At 62.5% G+C, this 15,313-nt stretch carries 16 protein-coding genes; 3 read left to right on the forward strand and 13 right to left on the reverse strand.

Annotated elements, in window-relative coordinates; translation table 11 throughout:
* The first annotated feature begins 170 nt into the window (after positions 1 to 170).
* Both arfA and AC07OV_RS29990 read left to right on the forward strand, forming a co-directional pair.
* Complete coding sequence (arfA, locus tag AC07OV_RS29985; RefSeq protein ID WP_071489899.1) at positions 171 to 335, forward strand: alternative ribosome rescue factor ArfA; 165 nt, start codon at positions 171 to 173, stop codon at positions 333 to 335.
* A 61-nt stretch (positions 336 to 396) separates the two neighbouring features.
* Positions 397 to 1,722, forward strand: coding sequence for a lytic murein transglycosylase (locus AC07OV_RS29990; RefSeq protein WP_495093572.1), 1,326 nt, complete (start codon positions 397 to 399; stop codon positions 1,720 to 1,722).
* Between the two features lie 125 nt (positions 1,723 to 1,847).
* Here AC07OV_RS29990 and AC07OV_RS29995 read toward each other — a convergent pair whose 3' ends face one another.
* The 13 genes from AC07OV_RS29995 to AC07OV_RS30055 form a co-directional block, all read right to left on the reverse strand.
* Positions 1,848 to 2,777 (reverse strand): S66 peptidase family protein, encoded by a 930-nt coding sequence (locus AC07OV_RS29995; protein ID WP_494998350.1) that lies wholly within the window; start codon positions 2,775 to 2,777, stop codon positions 1,848 to 1,850.
* Positions 2,778 to 2,958: 181 nt separating this feature from the next.
* Positions 2,959 to 3,960 (reverse strand): lipoyl synthase, encoded by a 1,002-nt coding sequence (gene lipA, locus AC07OV_RS30000; RefSeq protein WP_176998559.1) that lies wholly within the window; start codon positions 3,958 to 3,960, stop codon positions 2,959 to 2,961.
* A 26-nt stretch (positions 3,961 to 3,986) separates the two neighbouring features.
* On the reverse strand, positions 3,987 to 4,634 hold the full coding sequence (gene lipB, locus AC07OV_RS30005) for a lipoyl(octanoyl) transferase LipB (RefSeq protein WP_176998529.1): 648 nt from the start codon (positions 4,632 to 4,634) through the stop codon (positions 3,987 to 3,989).
* Positions 4,634 to 4,915, reverse strand: coding sequence for a DUF493 domain-containing protein (locus AC07OV_RS30010; protein ID WP_025858241.1), 282 nt, complete (start codon positions 4,913 to 4,915; stop codon positions 4,634 to 4,636). The genes lipB and AC07OV_RS30010 overlap by 1 nt, the downstream gene beginning before the upstream one ends.
* 84 nt (positions 4,916 to 4,999) lie before the next feature.
* Positions 5,000 to 6,157: a D-alanyl-D-alanine carboxypeptidase family protein gene (locus AC07OV_RS30015; RefSeq protein WP_176998530.1), complete on the reverse strand. Its 1,158-nt coding sequence runs from the start codon at positions 6,155 to 6,157 to the stop codon at positions 5,000 to 5,002.
* A gap of 184 nt (positions 6,158 to 6,341) precedes the next feature.
* On the reverse strand, positions 6,342 to 7,340 hold the full coding sequence (locus AC07OV_RS30020) for a septal ring lytic transglycosylase RlpA family protein (RefSeq protein ID WP_176998531.1): 999 nt from the start codon (positions 7,338 to 7,340) through the stop codon (positions 6,342 to 6,344).
* Entirely contained in the window at positions 7,340 to 8,350 is a 1,011-nt protein-coding gene (mltB, locus tag AC07OV_RS30025) for a lytic murein transglycosylase B (RefSeq protein WP_176998532.1), read from the reverse strand. The genes AC07OV_RS30020 and mltB overlap by 1 nt, the downstream gene beginning before the upstream one ends.
* Positions 8,351 to 8,367: 17 nt before the next feature.
* The gene (gene rodA, locus AC07OV_RS30030; protein WP_050442794.1) at positions 8,368 to 9,471 is read right to left on the reverse strand and encodes a rod shape-determining protein RodA; all 1,104 of its coding nucleotides are present in this window, start codon (positions 9,469 to 9,471) and stop codon (positions 8,368 to 8,370) included.
* A 31-nt stretch (positions 9,472 to 9,502) separates the two neighbouring features.
* Positions 9,503 to 11,401 carry a penicillin-binding protein 2 gene (gene mrdA, locus AC07OV_RS30035; RefSeq protein WP_176998533.1) on the reverse strand — a complete coding sequence of 633 codons (1,899 nt, stop codon included), beginning with the start codon at positions 11,399 to 11,401 and terminating at the stop codon, positions 9,503 to 9,505.
* A gap of 15 nt (positions 11,402 to 11,416) precedes the next feature.
* Entirely contained in the window at positions 11,417 to 11,884 is a 468-nt protein-coding gene (gene rlmH, locus AC07OV_RS30040; protein WP_003176297.1) for a 23S rRNA (pseudouridine(1915)-N(3))-methyltransferase RlmH, read from the reverse strand.
* A 9-nt stretch (positions 11,885 to 11,893) separates the two neighbouring features.
* The gene (rsfS, locus tag AC07OV_RS30045) at positions 11,894 to 12,388 is read right to left on the reverse strand and encodes a ribosome silencing factor (protein WP_010206793.1); all 495 of its coding nucleotides are present in this window, start codon (positions 12,386 to 12,388) and stop codon (positions 11,894 to 11,896) included.
* A gap of 69 nt (positions 12,389 to 12,457) precedes the next feature.
* A complete protein-coding gene (gene nadD / locus AC07OV_RS30050; RefSeq protein WP_176998534.1) occupies positions 12,458 to 13,102 on the reverse strand; it encodes a nicotinate-nucleotide adenylyltransferase in 645 nt (214 codons plus the stop codon).
* Positions 13,102 to 14,367: a glutamate-5-semialdehyde dehydrogenase gene (locus tag AC07OV_RS30055; protein WP_494998351.1), complete on the reverse strand. Its 1,266-nt coding sequence runs from the start codon at positions 14,365 to 14,367 to the stop codon at positions 13,102 to 13,104. The genes nadD and AC07OV_RS30055 overlap by 1 nt, the downstream gene beginning before the upstream one ends.
* Positions 14,368 to 14,542: 175 nt before the next feature.
* On the opposite strand from AC07OV_RS30055, the gene AC07OV_RS30060 reads away from it, so the two are divergent.
* Entirely contained in the window at positions 14,543 to 15,226 is a 684-nt protein-coding gene (locus AC07OV_RS30060; RefSeq protein ID WP_494998352.1) for a DNA-3-methyladenine glycosylase, read from the forward strand.
* Positions 15,227 to 15,313 lie beyond the last annotated feature (87 nt).

The following is a 15,313-nucleotide window of genomic DNA, read 5'->3' on the forward strand; positions in this document are numbered from 1 at the left end:
CGATAGCGGTGTATCAGTCGCAGAGATGCAAGCTGGCCCACCGCTATCGCAGGCAAGCCAGCTCCCACATTTTGAGCGCATTTACAATTTCTGAGAGGTGCCAGCCTTTACAGCCGCCCAACTTCGGCAGATGATTTGCACCGCTCCACCCCACCCAGAGAGTACCGACCATGAGCAAAAAGCCATCCAAGCATGGCCCGAACAAGGCCAAATCCATCATCGCCCAGCCACTGTTCCGCAGCCGTCAGGAACGCGCCGGCAAGGGCAAAGGCAGCTACCGCCGCGAAGCCTTCCAGTCTAAAAGCTGGGAGGCTTCTTACTTTCTGGCTGCCTGAAGGCAAGCGCCCCTCCGGCATGATAAGGTCTGCACCTGATTTGTAATCCCTGGACCTGTGCATGCCCTCTAGTCTTTCCCGTCGTTGGCACCTTCGCCAATTGATCGCTGCCTCCAGCCTTATTCTGCTCGTCGCCTGCGCGGAAAAACCCACCGCCGCCGACGCTCAACCCCTGCCCAAGCTCCAGACCGCACCGGCTGTTGCCCCCGCTGTCGTGCCTCCCGTAGCCGTGGACAATCTCGACATCCAACCGACCCAGACCTTTGCCGAATGGCAGGCGGGCTTTCGCGTTGAAGCCCTGAAGGCTGGCATCACACCTGCCGTCTTCGATAACGCCTTCGCCGGTATCACACCCGACATGGCGGTGATTCGCGCCGACCGCAGCCAACCCGAGTTTTCTCGCCCGGTGTGGGAATACCTCGACGGCGCCCTGTCGCCGGTACGCGTGCGCAATGGCCAGGCCCTGCTGATCAAATACGCCGACATCCTGCAAAGCATCGAACAGCGTTACGGCGTCGATCGCCAGGCACTGGTGTCGGTGTGGGGCATGGAAAGCAACTTCGGCCAGTTCCAGGGCAACAACTCAGTGATCCGCTCCCTGGCGACCCTGGCCTACGAAGGCCGGCGCCCGGCATTCGCCCAGGCTCAGTTGCTGGCAGCGCTGCAGATCATCCAGCACGGCGACATCCAGGCCGACCAGATGAAAGGCTCCTGGGCCGGCGCCATGGGCCAGACCCAATTTATCCCGACCACCTATAACACTCACGCCGTGGACTTCGATGGCGACGGTCGCCGCGATATCTGGAACAGCCCGGCCGACGCCCTCGCCTCCACCGCGCACTACCTGCAAAGCTCCGGCTGGCAGAAGGGCCAGCCGTGGGGTTTCGAGGTCAAGCAACTGCCGTCGAATTTCGACTACGCATTAGCCGATGGCGGCGTGCGCAAGACCGTCGCCGAGTGGCTGAGCCTGGGCATTCAATTGCCGCCTGGCGCGAGCCTGCCGCCGAACGTCAGCCAGCTCTCTGCTGCACTGCTACTGCCGGCTGGCTACCGTGGGCCGGCCTTCCTGGTGCTGGATAACTTCCGCGCGATCCTCAAGTACAACAACTCGTCGTCCTACGCCCTGGCGGTTGGGTTGTTGTCGGAACGGTTTGGTGGCGGCGGTGTGATTCGTGGGGATTGGCCGAAGGATGAATTGCCGCTGAGTCGCTCCCAGCGTATCGATCTGCAAACAGCGCTGAGTGCGAAAGGCTATGACGCCGGCAACCCGGACGGGATTATCGGTGCGAATACGCGCAAGGCGATTCGTGCGGCGCAGCAAGCACTGGGTTGGCCGGCGGATGGGTATCCGACGGTGAAGCTGCTCGAATCCCTGCAAAACCGCTAGAGCTGCTTATGGCGGCTACCGCTATCGCAGGCAAGCCAGCTCCCACATTTAACCGTGAACATCCTTTGGAATGCGGTCGAATGTGGGAGCGGGCTTGCTCGCGAAGAGGCCATCACAGGCAGCAATTATTTAAAGACCACATCCTGCTCCAACACCAACCGCTGCTCCCCCGCATCCAGGCGCACCAAAGCGCCCATCGGCAAGGTCAGGTTCGGATCACAATGCCCACTGCGCCAGCCGGCCAGCACTGGAATGCGCAACGGCCCAAAGGTCTGCTTGAGCAGTCGCTCCAGCGCGGCACTGCCTACTCCCGCCACATCCCCCACCAGTACACCCGCCACCTGATCCAGCTTGCCCGCCAACCGTAAGTGAGTGAGCAGCCGGTCGATCCGATAGATCGGCTCGTTGACGTCTTCGATCAGCAGGATGATGCCCTCTGCATCGATCTCAAAGGCGGTGCCCATGACTGCCGCGATCATCGACAGGTTGCCCCCCAGCAAGCGCCCACAGGCGATGCCAGGCTCGACAGTGGTCAACGGGTAGGCCACCGGGTGCGCCAGCTCACTGCCAGCGCCCAATTGGCCGCGCAGCAGGCTGAACAGTGATGACTCGGTCGGTTGTTGCTTGTCGCCCAACAGGTCGACTTTGAACATCGGCCCGTGGAACGTCACAAAGCCTGCGTAGCGGCTGATGGCCAGGTGCACGGCGGTGAGATCGCTGTACCCCACGAAGGGCTTGGGATTGGCGCGCAACAGGTCGAAGTCCAGGCGATCCAGCAGGCGCGGTGTGCCGTAGCCACCGCGCAGGCAGAAGATGGCATCGATATCGGGGTCGGCGAAGGCGGCGTGCAGGTCACGCAGGCGGACGTCATCGCTGCCGGCGAGGTAGCCGTCGCTTTCATGGACACCCGGGAAGATGCGCAGCGCGTAGCCACGGGAACGCATCCATTGGTTGGCTTTGTCGACGTCCAGTGCGGCGGGGCCAGCGGGGGCGATCAGGGCGATGGTGCCTTCAGAGCGCAACGCGGGTACGGCGGCCGCGAGTTGAGTGGTCATCCATGTTCTCCCTGGTTATGTCGCAAAACGAACTGTGGGAGCTGGCTTGTGTGGGAGCTGGCTTGCCTGCGATGCCGGCACCTCGGTGTATCTGGTGCACCGAGGTGATGCTATCGCAGGCAAGCCAGCTCCCACACAAGCCCGCTCCCACATTGGATCAGCGGTGATACCCAAGTCTGTATTAAGAAACCAGGCTCGCCTTGACCAGCTTGGCCTGCTCGTCAGCGTGGTACGAGGAGCGCACCAGCGGGCCCGAGGCCACGTTCTTGAAGCCCATCTTGTAACCTTCCTCGGCGAACCAGGCGAAGGTGTCCGGGTGCACGAAACGCTGCACCGGCAAGTGGCTGCGGGACGGCTGCAGGTACTGGCCCAGGGTCAGCATGTCGATGTCGTGTTCGCGCATGCGCTTCATGACTTCGATGACTTCCTCGTCGGTCTCGCCCAGGCCCAGCATCAAGCCGGACTTGGTTGGAACGTGAGGCATCATCTGCTTGAACTTCTGCAGCAGGGTCAACGACCACTGGTAGTCCGAACCCGGGCGCGCAGCCTTGTACAGGCGTGGCACGGTTTCCAGGTTGTGGTTGAACACATCCGGCGGCTCGGCGGCGGTGATTTCCAGCGCCACGTCCATACGGCCACGGTAGTCCGGCACCAGGGTTTCGAGCATCACGTTCGGCGACAGCTTGCGGATCTCACGGATGCAGTCGGCAAAGTGCTGGGCACCGCCGTCACGCAGGTCGTCGCGGTCTACCGAGGTGATCACCACGTACTTGAGACGCAGGTCGGCGATGGCGATGGCCAGGCTTTCCGGCTCGTTGACGTCCAGTGGCTTCGGACGGCCGTGGCCGACGTCGCAGAACGGGCAACGACGGGTGCAGATATCACCCATGATCATGAAGGTGGCGGTGCCGCCGGAGAAGCACTCGCCCAGGTTCGGGCAGGACGCTTCTTCGCACACACTGTGCAGCTTGTGCTTCCGCAGCAGGGCCTTGATACGGTCGACTTCCGGCGAAACCGGGATGCGCACGCGGATCCAGTCGGGCTTCTTCGGCAGTTCGGTGGTCGGAATGATCTTCACCGGGATGCGTGCAACCTTCTCGGCGCCGCGCAGCTTGACGCCGGCTTCCACCTTGGCACGCGGGGCCGGGGCCGGACGGTCTGTAACGTCCACCGTCGGGATCATGGTTTGCACTGCATCAGTAGTCATAATCAGTCGATTCCGCCCGTAAGGGTCGTCTGCTCAGCATAGTCGAGGTGTTTGACGAGCTGCGCACGCAGCCGGGCACTAACCTCGGCAAATTTAATCGGTGTGGCGTGCTCGCTCAGTTGGGTCATGGCCAGTCCGGCATAGCCGCACGGGTTGATCCGCCGGAACGGCGCCAGGTCCATGTCCACGTTCAGGGCCAGGCCGTGAAAGGAACAACCATGGCGGATACGCAGCCCCAGGGAGGCGATTTTCGCGCCGTCCACATACACACCCGGGGCATCGGGCTTGGCCGCAGCGGTCACGCCGTAGCTGGCCAGCAGCTCGATCAGGCAGGCCTCCATGCGGGTGACCAGATCACGCACGCCAAACCCCAGCTTGCGCACATCCAGCAGCAGGTACGCCACCAGTTGGCCGGGCCCATGGTAAGTCACTTGGCCACCTCGGTCGACCTGCACCACCGGAATATCTCCCGGCAGCAGCAGGTGTTCGGCCTTGCCGGCCTGGCCCTGGGTGAACACCGGCGGGTGTTCCACCAGCCAGATCTCATCGGGAGCCGAGGTGCCGCGCTCGTTGGTGAACCGTTGCATGGCGTGCCAGACGGGCTCGTAGTCCATCCGGCCGAGCTCGCGAAAGCCCAGGACATGAGACATCACAACACCATGTGCACGAAACCAGTGGCCCGCAGTTCGCTGTTGATGTTGTAGAGCTGGTCCTGATCCGTCGCAACGATGTGCAACTGGATCGTGGTGTATTTGCCGGTGGAGCTTTGACGCTCGTCCACGCGGTTGTCGTTGATCGTCGCGTATTTGCGCACGATCTCGAGAATCTTGTCCTTGCGGCCCACGCCGGTATCGCTGATCACCTTGACGGGATAATCCGTCACTGGGAATTCGATCTTCGGCGCCTTTACTTCTACTTCTTTATCGGTCATGGCGTAACGGCCTCGTAAGCGTAAGCCGTGGCGACGGGCAAAGCCCCGTGTCGGATCAACACGGGGCTTTGCAGGTGCACACTATCAGTTGAACAAGCTGTAGAAGAATAGACGGATGCTATCCCACACGCGGCGGAAGATACCACCTTCGTCGACAGCGTCCAGGGCGATCAGGTCGGCGCTGTGCACCACTTTGTCGTCCAGTTTGACTTCGACCTTGCCGATCACGTCGCCCTTGGCGATTGGCGCAACCAGCTGCGGGTTCATGGTCATGCTGGCAGCGAGCTTTTTCAGCTGGCCTTTAGGCATGGTCAGGGTCAGGTCTTCCGCCAGGCCGGCTTTGACCTGGTGGGTTGCGCCCTTCCATACCGGTGCCTGCGCCAGCTCGGTGCCCTTCTGGTAGAAGGTCTGGGTTTCGAAGAAACGGAAACCGTAGGTCAGCAGTTTTTGCGTCTCGGCCGCACGGGCCTGCTCGCTGTTGGTGCCGAAGACCACGGCAATCAGGCGCTGGCCATCACGTACAGCGGACGACACCATGCAGTAGCCGGCTTCTTCGGTGTGGCCGGTTTTCAGACCGTCGACGGTCTTGTCACGCCACAGCAACAGGTTGCGGTTAGGCTGCTTGATGTTGTTCCAGAAGAACTCCTTCTGGGAGTAAATGGCGTAGTGCACCGGGTCGACACGGATGATCGCGCGGGCCAGGATCGCCATATCGTGAGCCGACGAGTAGTGCTCTGGGTTCGGCAGGCCGGTCGGGTTCATGAAGTGGCTGTTGGTCATGCCCAGGTCGGCCACGGTTTTGTTCATCATGTCGGCGAACGCGTCTTCGCTGCCGGCGATGTGCTCGGACAGAGCCACGCTGGCGTCGTTACCCGACTGAATGATGATGCCGTGCAGCAGGTCACTCACCGTCACCTGCGAACCTACCTTGATGAACATCCGCGAACCGCCGGTGCGCCAGGCGTTTTCGCTGACGGTGACCGGGTCGTTCTCGCCGATCTGGCCGCGACGGATTTCCAGGGTCGCGATGTAGGCCGTCATCAGTTTGGTCAGGCTGGCAGGGGGCAGGCGCTGGTCACCGTTGTTCTCGACCAGCACGTTGCCGCTGGCGGCATCCATGAGGACCCAGGCCTTGGCGGCCAGTTGCGGGGAAGCCGGCACCATTTCAACCGCCCAGGCGGCCGGGGTGATGATCAGCGAAAGAAGCAGGCACGTGCGTTTGGCTAAGGTGGTGATGTTCATCCGTCTCTCGAAATTGCTTATGGAAACTTGCCCTCGCGGGCAAAACTATTCAGACAGCCCGCTTCCAGACTGTCACGTGTTCGGTTGCCCGCTCACCCCTTGCCCCTGGGTTTTTATTGTTCAACGAGCCAACAACCAAGGTCCGGGCCCGCATGCGCGCCCGAGCCATCAATCCGTCTACTGCTTATTCTGCGGTGACCACACTGGGTTGCCCCAGGTTGGCCAGGCGCACGCTGTTCTGCACTTGTGCAACCTCGCTTGGCGAGCCGATCGGGCCCATGCGTACGCGGTGCAGGGTCTGCTGGTTACGCACGATGGAACTGATAAACACCGGCGCATTGACCATGCCGCTGAGCTTGGACCTTAACAGTTCTGCCGCGTCCGGGTTGGCGAAAGCGCCGACCTGCAGGTATTGCCCACCGGCCATGGAGGCGCCCGGCGCTGCCTGGGGCACGACCACCGTATCCGGCGCGTGCTGCGCTGGTGGTGGGGTCCACTGTTCGATCTTGCCTGCCGACGCCGTCACTTGCGGCTGCGGGGTTTGCGGTTCGTTGAGCATCAACGGCGCCGGCTTGCCACGCTGGGCCCAGTACTGCGCCGGGTCGATACCTTCGACTTTCACGCGCGCCGTGCCGGTTTCGGCGTAACCGAGTTTCTTCGCGGCCGCGTAGGACAAGTCAATGATGCGGTCCGAATAGAACGGCCCACGGTCGTTGACCCGCAGGATCACCGTGCGGTTGTTGTCCAGGTTGGTCACCCGTACATAGCTGGGCAGTGGCAGGGTCTTGTGGGCCGCGCTCATGCCGTACAGGTCATACACTTCGCCGTTGGCGGTGTTCTGGCCATGGAACTTGGTGCCATACCAGGACGCCGTGCCCGACTGGACATAGGTCTTGGAGTCTTGCAGCGGGAAATAGGTCTTGCCCAGCACGGTGTACGGGTTGGCCTTGTAGGCGCCGGTGTGCAGGGTTGGCGTGGCGTCCGGGATCTTCGAGACATCCACGTCCCACCACGGCGCGCCGTCTTTGTGCGCGCGGTTGATGTCCAGGCCCGGCTGGGAACGGATGGCCGTACCGCCGGACTTCTGCGCCGGACCACGGCTGGTGGAGCAACTGACGACCAGCAGGGACAACGCGGCGAACGCCACCAGCTTGAGCGGTTGTTTGATCGGCGATACCCGCATTACTTGTTGCCCCGTGCTTGGACCAGCATGTCTGACAGCTGATGCACGGCCATGGCGTACATCACACTGCGGTTATAACGCGTGATTGCGTAGAAATTCTTCAGGCCCATCCAGTATTCCGGGCCGTTTTCGCCTTCAAGGCGGAATGCCGTCACCGGCATGTCATCGCGTGGCGCATTCTGACTCGACCAGCCCAGCGCCCGCAACTCCCCGACCGTCTTGGCCGGCTCGATGCCCTGGGTCAGGCCTTCGTCGGCGCGCTCCCCGGACACCTCGGCGCGGATCACCACCGGTTCACCGGCCACCCAGCCATGGCGCTTGAAGTAGCTGGCCACGCTGCCAATGGCGTCGTCGGGGTTGCTCCAGATATTGATGTGGCCGTCACCGTCAAAGTCCACGGCATAGGCACGGAAGCTGCTCGGCATGAACTGCGGCAAGCCCATCGCCCCGGCGTAGGAACCCTTGAGGGTCAGCGGGTCGACCTGTTCTTCGCGGGCCAGCAGCAGGAATTCACGCAGTTCCTTGCGGAAAAACTCGGCACGCGGCGGGTAATCGAAGCCCAGGGTCGACAAGGCGTCGATCACCCGGTAGCTGCCGGTGTTGCGCCCGTAGAAGGTTTCGATACCGATGATGGCGACGATGACCTGGGCCGGCACGCCGTATTCCTGCTCGGCGCGGGCCAGCACGGCTTCGTGCTGGCGCCAGAAGTCCACACCCCGCGCCACACGGGCGTCGGTGAGGAACATCGGGCGGTATTCTTTCCACTGCTTGACCCGCTCGGCGGGGCGTGAGATGGCGTCGAGAATCGCCTGCTTCTTCTGGGCTTCACGGAACACGCCCATCAGCTGCTCACCGGCAAAACCGTAGTCGCGGGTCATTTCACCGACAAATTCGGCGACCTGAGGTGAGCCGTCGTAGTCACCGGCCTGCGCCTCTTGCGTCGCGCCCAGCAGCCCGATCAGGCCCATCCAGGACGCATGCCGAGTCGCCCAGCCGCGCATTACTTGCATTGACATCTTCACCTTATTCAAACCTGTGCGATCCATTTGCGATGCGTATGAATCGACATCAAAACCCCAAACGCTGACAGCAATGTCACCAGCGAAGTTCCGCCGTAGCTAATGAATGGCAACGGCACCCCAACCACCGGCAGCAGGCCACTGACCATACCGATGTTGACGAAAACATAAACAAAAAAGGTCATGGTCAGGCTGCCCGCCAGCAACTTGCCGAACAGCGTCTGCGCCTGGGCAGTGATCACCAGCCCGCGACCGATCAGCAGCAAATAAATCAACAACAACGCGCAAATGCCCACCAGGCCGAACTCTTCGCCCATCACCGCAATGATGAAGTCGGTGTGGCTTTCCGGCAGGAAGTCCAGGTGCGACTGGGTACCCAGCAGCCAGCCTTTACCAAATACGCCGCCGGAACCGATCGCCGCCTTCGACTGGATGATGTTCCAGCCTGTGCCCAGCGGGTCGCTCTCCGGGTCGAGGAACGTGAGGATCCGTTGCTTCTGGTAGTCGTGCATAAAGAAGAACCACATCGCCACGGCCACTGGCACGGCGGCGGCCAGCACGCTGAGGATCCAGCGCCAGCGCAAACCGCCCATGAACAGCACGAACGCGCCGCCCGCGAGGATCAGCAAAGAAGTCCCGAGGTCCGGCTGGCGCACGATCAGAATGAACGGCACGCCGATCAGGATCAGGCTGATACCCACGTGCTTGAGCTGTGGCGGCAAGGTGCGCTTGGACAGGTACCATGCGATAGTCGCCGGCATTAAAATCTTCATGAATTCCGACGGCTGGAAGCGAATCACCCCCGGGATGTTGATCCAGCGGGTCGCACCCATGGCGTTGTGGCCCATCACGTCCACCACCACCAGCAGCAACACGCCAGCCACGTAGCCCAGCGGCACCCAGCGCGCCATGAAACGCGGCTCCAGCTGGGCGATCACCACCATCGACAACAGGCCCAGGCCGAACGACGACGCTTGCTTGATCAGCAGGTCCCAGTTCTTGCCGCTGGCCGAATACAGCACGAACAGGCTGCCGGCCGCCAGGGTCAGCAGCAGGATCAGCAACGGGCCATCAATGTGCATGCGCTGCAGCAGCGTCGCACGGCGACGCATCACGTCCTCGCTGGAGAGGATGCGGTCAAAATTACTCTTCACGGGCCGTAACCTCGGTGCTTGAAGGGGGGCCGCCATATTCGGGTTTGAGCCTGCCGTCGTCGGCCAACAGCCAGGCGTCCATCACTTGACGCACCACAGGCGCCGCGACGCCGGAGCCGGACTCGCCGTTCTCGACCATCACCGCCACCACGATCTTCGGGTCGTCGGCCGGCGCGAAGCCGACAAACAAGGCGTGGTCACGGTGGCGCTCCTGAACCTTGGAGCGGTCATATTTCTCGCCTTGCTTGATCGCGACCACCTGGGCCGTACCACTCTTGCCGGCAATACGGTATTGCGCACCGACGGCCGCCTTGCGCGCGGTGCCCCGGGCGCCGTGCATCACCTGCTGCATGCCGTGGTTGACCTTGGTCCAGTCGGACGGGTCACGCAGCACGATGTCGGCAATCGGGTTCTCGTCCACCGGCTTCTCGCCTTCGATGGTCTTGGCCAGGTGCGGGCGGTTCCAGATGCCCTTGTTCGCCACCAGCGCAGTCGCTTGAGCCAGCTGCAACGGTGTGGCCTGCATGTAACCCTGGCCGATCCCGAGGATCAGGGTTTCACCCGGGAACCACGCCTGGCGGCGGGTTGCCCGTTTCCATTCCCGCGATGGCATCAAGCCAGGGGATTCTTCGAACATGTCCAGGGAGACTTTCTGGCCGAGGCCAAACTTGCCCATGTAGGCAGATAGGCGATCGATCCCAAGCTTGTGGGCCAGGTCGTAAAAATAGGTGTCGTTGGAGCGCATGATCGCGGTGTCCAGGTCGACATAGCCGTCACCGGTGCGGTTCCAGTTACGGTATTTGTGGTCGTAGTTGGGCAGCATGTAGTAGCCCGGGTCGAACACCCGGCTGGAGGCCGTGACCACGCCCGCATCCAGGCCGGCAATCGCCACCGCAGGCTTGATCGTCGAGCCGGGCGGGTACAGGCCGCGCAGCACGCGGTTGAACAGCGGCCGGTCGATGGAATCACGCAGCTCGGCGTACGCCTTGAAGCTGATGCCGGTCACGAACAGGTTGGGGTCGAAACTCGGCTGGCTGACCATGGCCAATACTTCGCCCGTGGTCGGGTCCAGCGCCACTACCGCACCCCGCCGACCACCCAGGGCCATTTCCGCGGCTTCCTGCAGCTTGATGTCCAGGCTCAGCACGATGTCCTTGCCCGGCACCGGGTCGGTGCGCTTGAGCACCCGCAGCACGCGGCCACGGGCGTTGGTCTCGACTTCCTCGTAACCCACCTGGCCGTGCAGCTCGGGCTCGTAGAAGCGCTCGATACCGGTCTTGCCGATATGGTGGGTGCCGCTGTAGTTGACCGGATCGAGGGTCTTCAGCTCTTTCTCGTTGATCCGCCCCATGTAGCCGACGGAGTGGGCAAAGTGCGGCCCTTGCGGGTAATGCCGCACCAACTGCGCCACCACCTCAACACCGGGCAGGCGGAACTGGTTCACCGCGATGCGCGCGATCTGCTCTTCAGTCAGCTCAAACAGGATCGGCACCGGCTCGAACGGCCGGCGCCCCTGCTTCATGCGCTTCTCGAAGATCACCCGGTCTTCCGGCGTCAGTTGGAGCACTTCGACGATCACATCGAGGATCTGCTGCCAGTCGCCGGATCGCTCGCGGGTCATGCTCAGGCTGAAGCTCGGCCGGTTGTCCGCGACCACCACGCCATTGCGGTCGAAGATCAGCCCGCGCGTCGGCGGAATCGGCTGCACGTGCACCCGGTTGTTCTCCGACAGCGTGGAGTGATAGTCGTACTGGATCACCTGCAGGAAATACAGGCGCGCAATCAGCACGCCCAACAAGGCCACCACCAGGATTGCGCCAAACACCACGCGCGCGCGTACAAGACGTGCGTCTTTCTCGTGGTCCTTGATGCGGATCGGCTGGGTCATCGGGAGGGGCGCAGATTATTTGTGATAAGGGTGCCCAGACAGAACTGTCCAGGCGCGATACAGCTGTTCACCGATCAGGATGCGTACCAGCGGGTGCGGCAGCGTGAGCGCCGACAGCGACCAGCGCTGGTCCGCCCGCGCACAGACTTCCGGCGCCAGCCCTTCGGGGCCGCCGACCATGAAGTTGACCGTGCGCGAGTCCAGGCGCCAGCGGTCCAGTTCCACCGCCAACTGCTCGGTGCTCCAGGGTTTGCCGTGCACTTCTAGGGTGACGATGCGCTCGTTGGGGCCGACCTTGGCCAACATGGCTTCGCCTTCCTGACGGATAAAGCGCGCCACATCGGCATTCTTGCCCCGGGTGTTGAGCGGTATCTCTACCAGTTCAAGAGACAGCTCAGCGGGCAGACGCTTGGCGTACTCGTGCCAACCTTCTTCCACCCACTTGGGCATGCGTGAACCGACAGCAATCAGACGCAGGCGCACAGCCGTTCCTTATTCCTGGTCTTTGTTCAGCTTGTCGAAGTGCGCGTGGCCCACTTCCGGGCTGTGGTGCTTGCCATCGGCGGCACGGCTCTGCTCGGCGCCTTTCCACAGACGCTCCAGGTCGTAGAACTGGCGAGCGTTGGAAGTCATCATGTGAACGATCACGTCGTCCATGTCCAGCAGCACCCAGTCGCTGTCGCCCTTGCCTTCTTCACCCAGCGGCTTCACGCCTTGGGCTTTGACGGCCTCGCGGACTTTGTCCAGCATCGCGCCGATCTGACGGTTCGAGGTACCGGTGGCGATGATCATGTAGTCGGTGATGCTCTGCTTGTCGCGCACGTCCAGCACCTGGATGTCCTGGGCTTTCACGTCTTCCAGGGCAGCCACGGCCACTTTTACCAGCTCTTCGCCCGCCAGCTCAGGGCCGGTGTGGGCTTCAACTGGCAGCGGGGCGCTTTTGAACGTGCCTTTGCGCTTAACTTTGCTTACGTCTTTGTTCGTCATATAAAACTCGTTTTGCTCGTATGTTCGGGCGCTCGCTGTACGACTGTACGTACGTTCAAGCGCGCCTTTTCAGTTCGACGCACGGTAAAGCCCGTGCGCATCGATGTAGGCCAGGACCGCGTCAGGCACCAGGAAACGTACCGACTTCCCGCTGGCCAGCAGTTGACGGATCTGGGTGGCGGACACCGCAAGCGGGGTCTGCCAGACGAATGCAATATTCCCGTTCGGCCCGGTCAGGGCCAAGGGGTCACTTACCGACCGCGCGGCCAGCAGGTTGCGCAAGGCATCCGGCGGTTCGCTGTCGGCATCCGGGCGTTGCAAAACCAGGATGTGGCAATGCTGGAGGAGTTCCTCCCAGCGATGCCAAGAGGGCAGGCCGCAAAATGCGTCCCAGCCCAAAAGCAGAAACAACTGGTCATCCGCGGCCATTTCAGCGCGCATCACTTCCAGGGTATCGACAGTGTAGGACGGTTTATCACGCTTGAGCTCGTGGTCGTCCACCACCAACGGCGCAATGCCGTCCACTGCCAGGCGCACCATTTCCAGGCGCTGCTGCGGCGACACCTGCGGGGTATCGCGGTGCGGTGGCCGGGCGTTGGGCATCACCCGCAACTCATCCAGCGCGAGGGCATCCGCGACTTCCAGGGCACTGCGCAAATGGCCAATGTGCACGGGGTCGAAAGTACCGCCGAGCAGCCCGATGCGTTTACCCATCAAGTGCGCACATGACCGTCGCCGAACACCACGTACTTCTCGCTGGTCAGGCCTTCCAGACCCACCGGGCCGCGTGCGTGCAGCTTGTCGGTGGAGATACCGATCTCCGCCCCCAGGCCGTACTCGAAGCCGTCGGCAAAGCGCGTCGAGGCGTTGATCATCACCGAGGCAGAATCCACTTCGTTGAGGAAACGCCGGGCATCGCTGAAATGCTCGGAAACAATAGCGTCGGTGTGCTTGGAGCCGTAGGTGTTGATGTGCTCGATGGCCTCGTCCAGGTCGTCGACTAGCTTGATCGACAGGATCGGCGCCGTGTATTCGGTGTACCAGTCCAGTTCGGTGGCTTCGATCACGTCCGCGCCCAACAGCGCACGGGTGCGCTCACAGCCGCGCAGCTCCACGCCCTTGTCGCGGTAGATAGCCGCCAATGGAGGCAACACGCGCTCGGCAATGCCTGCGTGCACCAGCAGGGTTTCCATGGTGTTGCACGGGGCGTAGCGGTGAGTCTTGGCGTTGTCGGCGATGCGGATGGCCTTGTCGATATCGGCAGCGATGTCGATATACACGTGGCACACGCCGTCCAGGTGCTTGATCACCGGCACCTTGGCATCACGGCTGACGCGCTCGATCAGACTCTTGCCACCGCGCGGCACGATCACGTCGACGAATTCCGGCATGGTGATCAGCGCGCCAACGGCGGCACGGTCAGTGGTCTCGACCACTTGCACTACTTCGGCCGGCAGTTCGGCCACGGCCAGGCCCTGCTGAATGCACGCGGCAATGGCACGGTTGGAATTAATGGCTTCGGAACCGCCACGCAGGATGGTGGCATTGCCGGACTTGAGGCACAGGCTCGCGGCGTCGATGGTCACGTTCGGGCGCGACTCGTAGATGATGCCGATCACGCCCAGGGGCACGCGCATCTTGCCCACTTGGATGCCGGACGGCAGGTAGCGCATATCGCGGATTTCACCGATGGGGTCAGGCAGCTTGGCCACCTGACGCAGGCCTTCGATCATGTCGTCGATACGTGCCGGGGTCAGCGCCAGGCGGTCCAGCAGGGCTGGCTCGAGGCCATTGGCGCGGCCGTTGGCCAGGTCTTGCTCGTTGGCGGCGGCAAGCTCGGAGCGCGAAGCATCCAGAGCGTCGGCGGCCGCCAGCAGGGCGCGGTTCTTCTGCGCGGTGCTCGCACGGGCGATCAACCGCGAGGCCTGACGGGCAGCGCGACCCAGGCGGGTCATGTAGTCAAGAACGGACTCAGTCATGGTCAGGGAGTCTTGGCAGGGAGGAAAGCGGCAGATTATAGCTGTGACGCCGCTCGACTGACAGCGGTGAGGGGCGGATGGTCGAAATGAACTGTAAAAACCTGGGCTTCAGCGGTAATTAAGGTGGGAGTTGTTATGATTCCGTCACATTTAGCCGTATTAACCCCAGACCGCCATGTCCAGTTTTACCCCCCGACTGCCCGCTAGCGCCCTGCCCGACAGCTTCTTCGACCGCGACGCGCAATTGCTCGCCCAGGATCTGCTCGGAAAAATCGTCCGCCATCGCGTAGGCGATCTCTGGCTTTCGGCGCGAATTATTGAAACCGAAGCGTATTACCTGGCCGAAAAAGGCAGCCACGCTTCCCTCGGCTACACAGAAAAGCGTAAGGCTTTGTTTCTGGATGGCGGTCATATCTATATGTACTACGCCCGTGGCGGCGACTCGCTGAACTTCAGCGCCCAGGGCCCGGGCAACGCCGTGCTGATCAAGTCGGCGTATCCGTGGGTCGATGAAACGTCCGGCCCGGCCAGTTTGGCGCAGATGCTGCTGAACAACCCCGATGCCAACGGCAGCCCGCGCCCGTCGCAGAAGCTGTGTGCCGGCCAGACCCTGCTGTGCAAGGCGCTGGGGTTGAAAGTGCCGATGTGGGACACCAAGCGCTTCGACCAGGAGTTGCTCTACGTTGAAGACGTGGGCCAGACCCCGAGCCAGATCATCCAGACCACCCGCCTGGGCATCCCGAGCGGGCGCGATGAACAGCTGATGTACCGCTTTGTCGATGCGGGCTACGCGCCTTACTGCACCCGGAACCCGCTGCGCCGGGGCCAGGTCGAAGGCCGCGACTACTTTTTAATTTGATCACACGACCCGTAGGAGCCCGGGGGGGGGGGGGGGGGGGGGGGGGGGGGGGGGGGGGGGGGGGGGGGGGGGGGGGGGGGGGGGGGG

This window comes from Pseudomonas sp. GW821-FHT09A09, assembly GCF_059418405.1.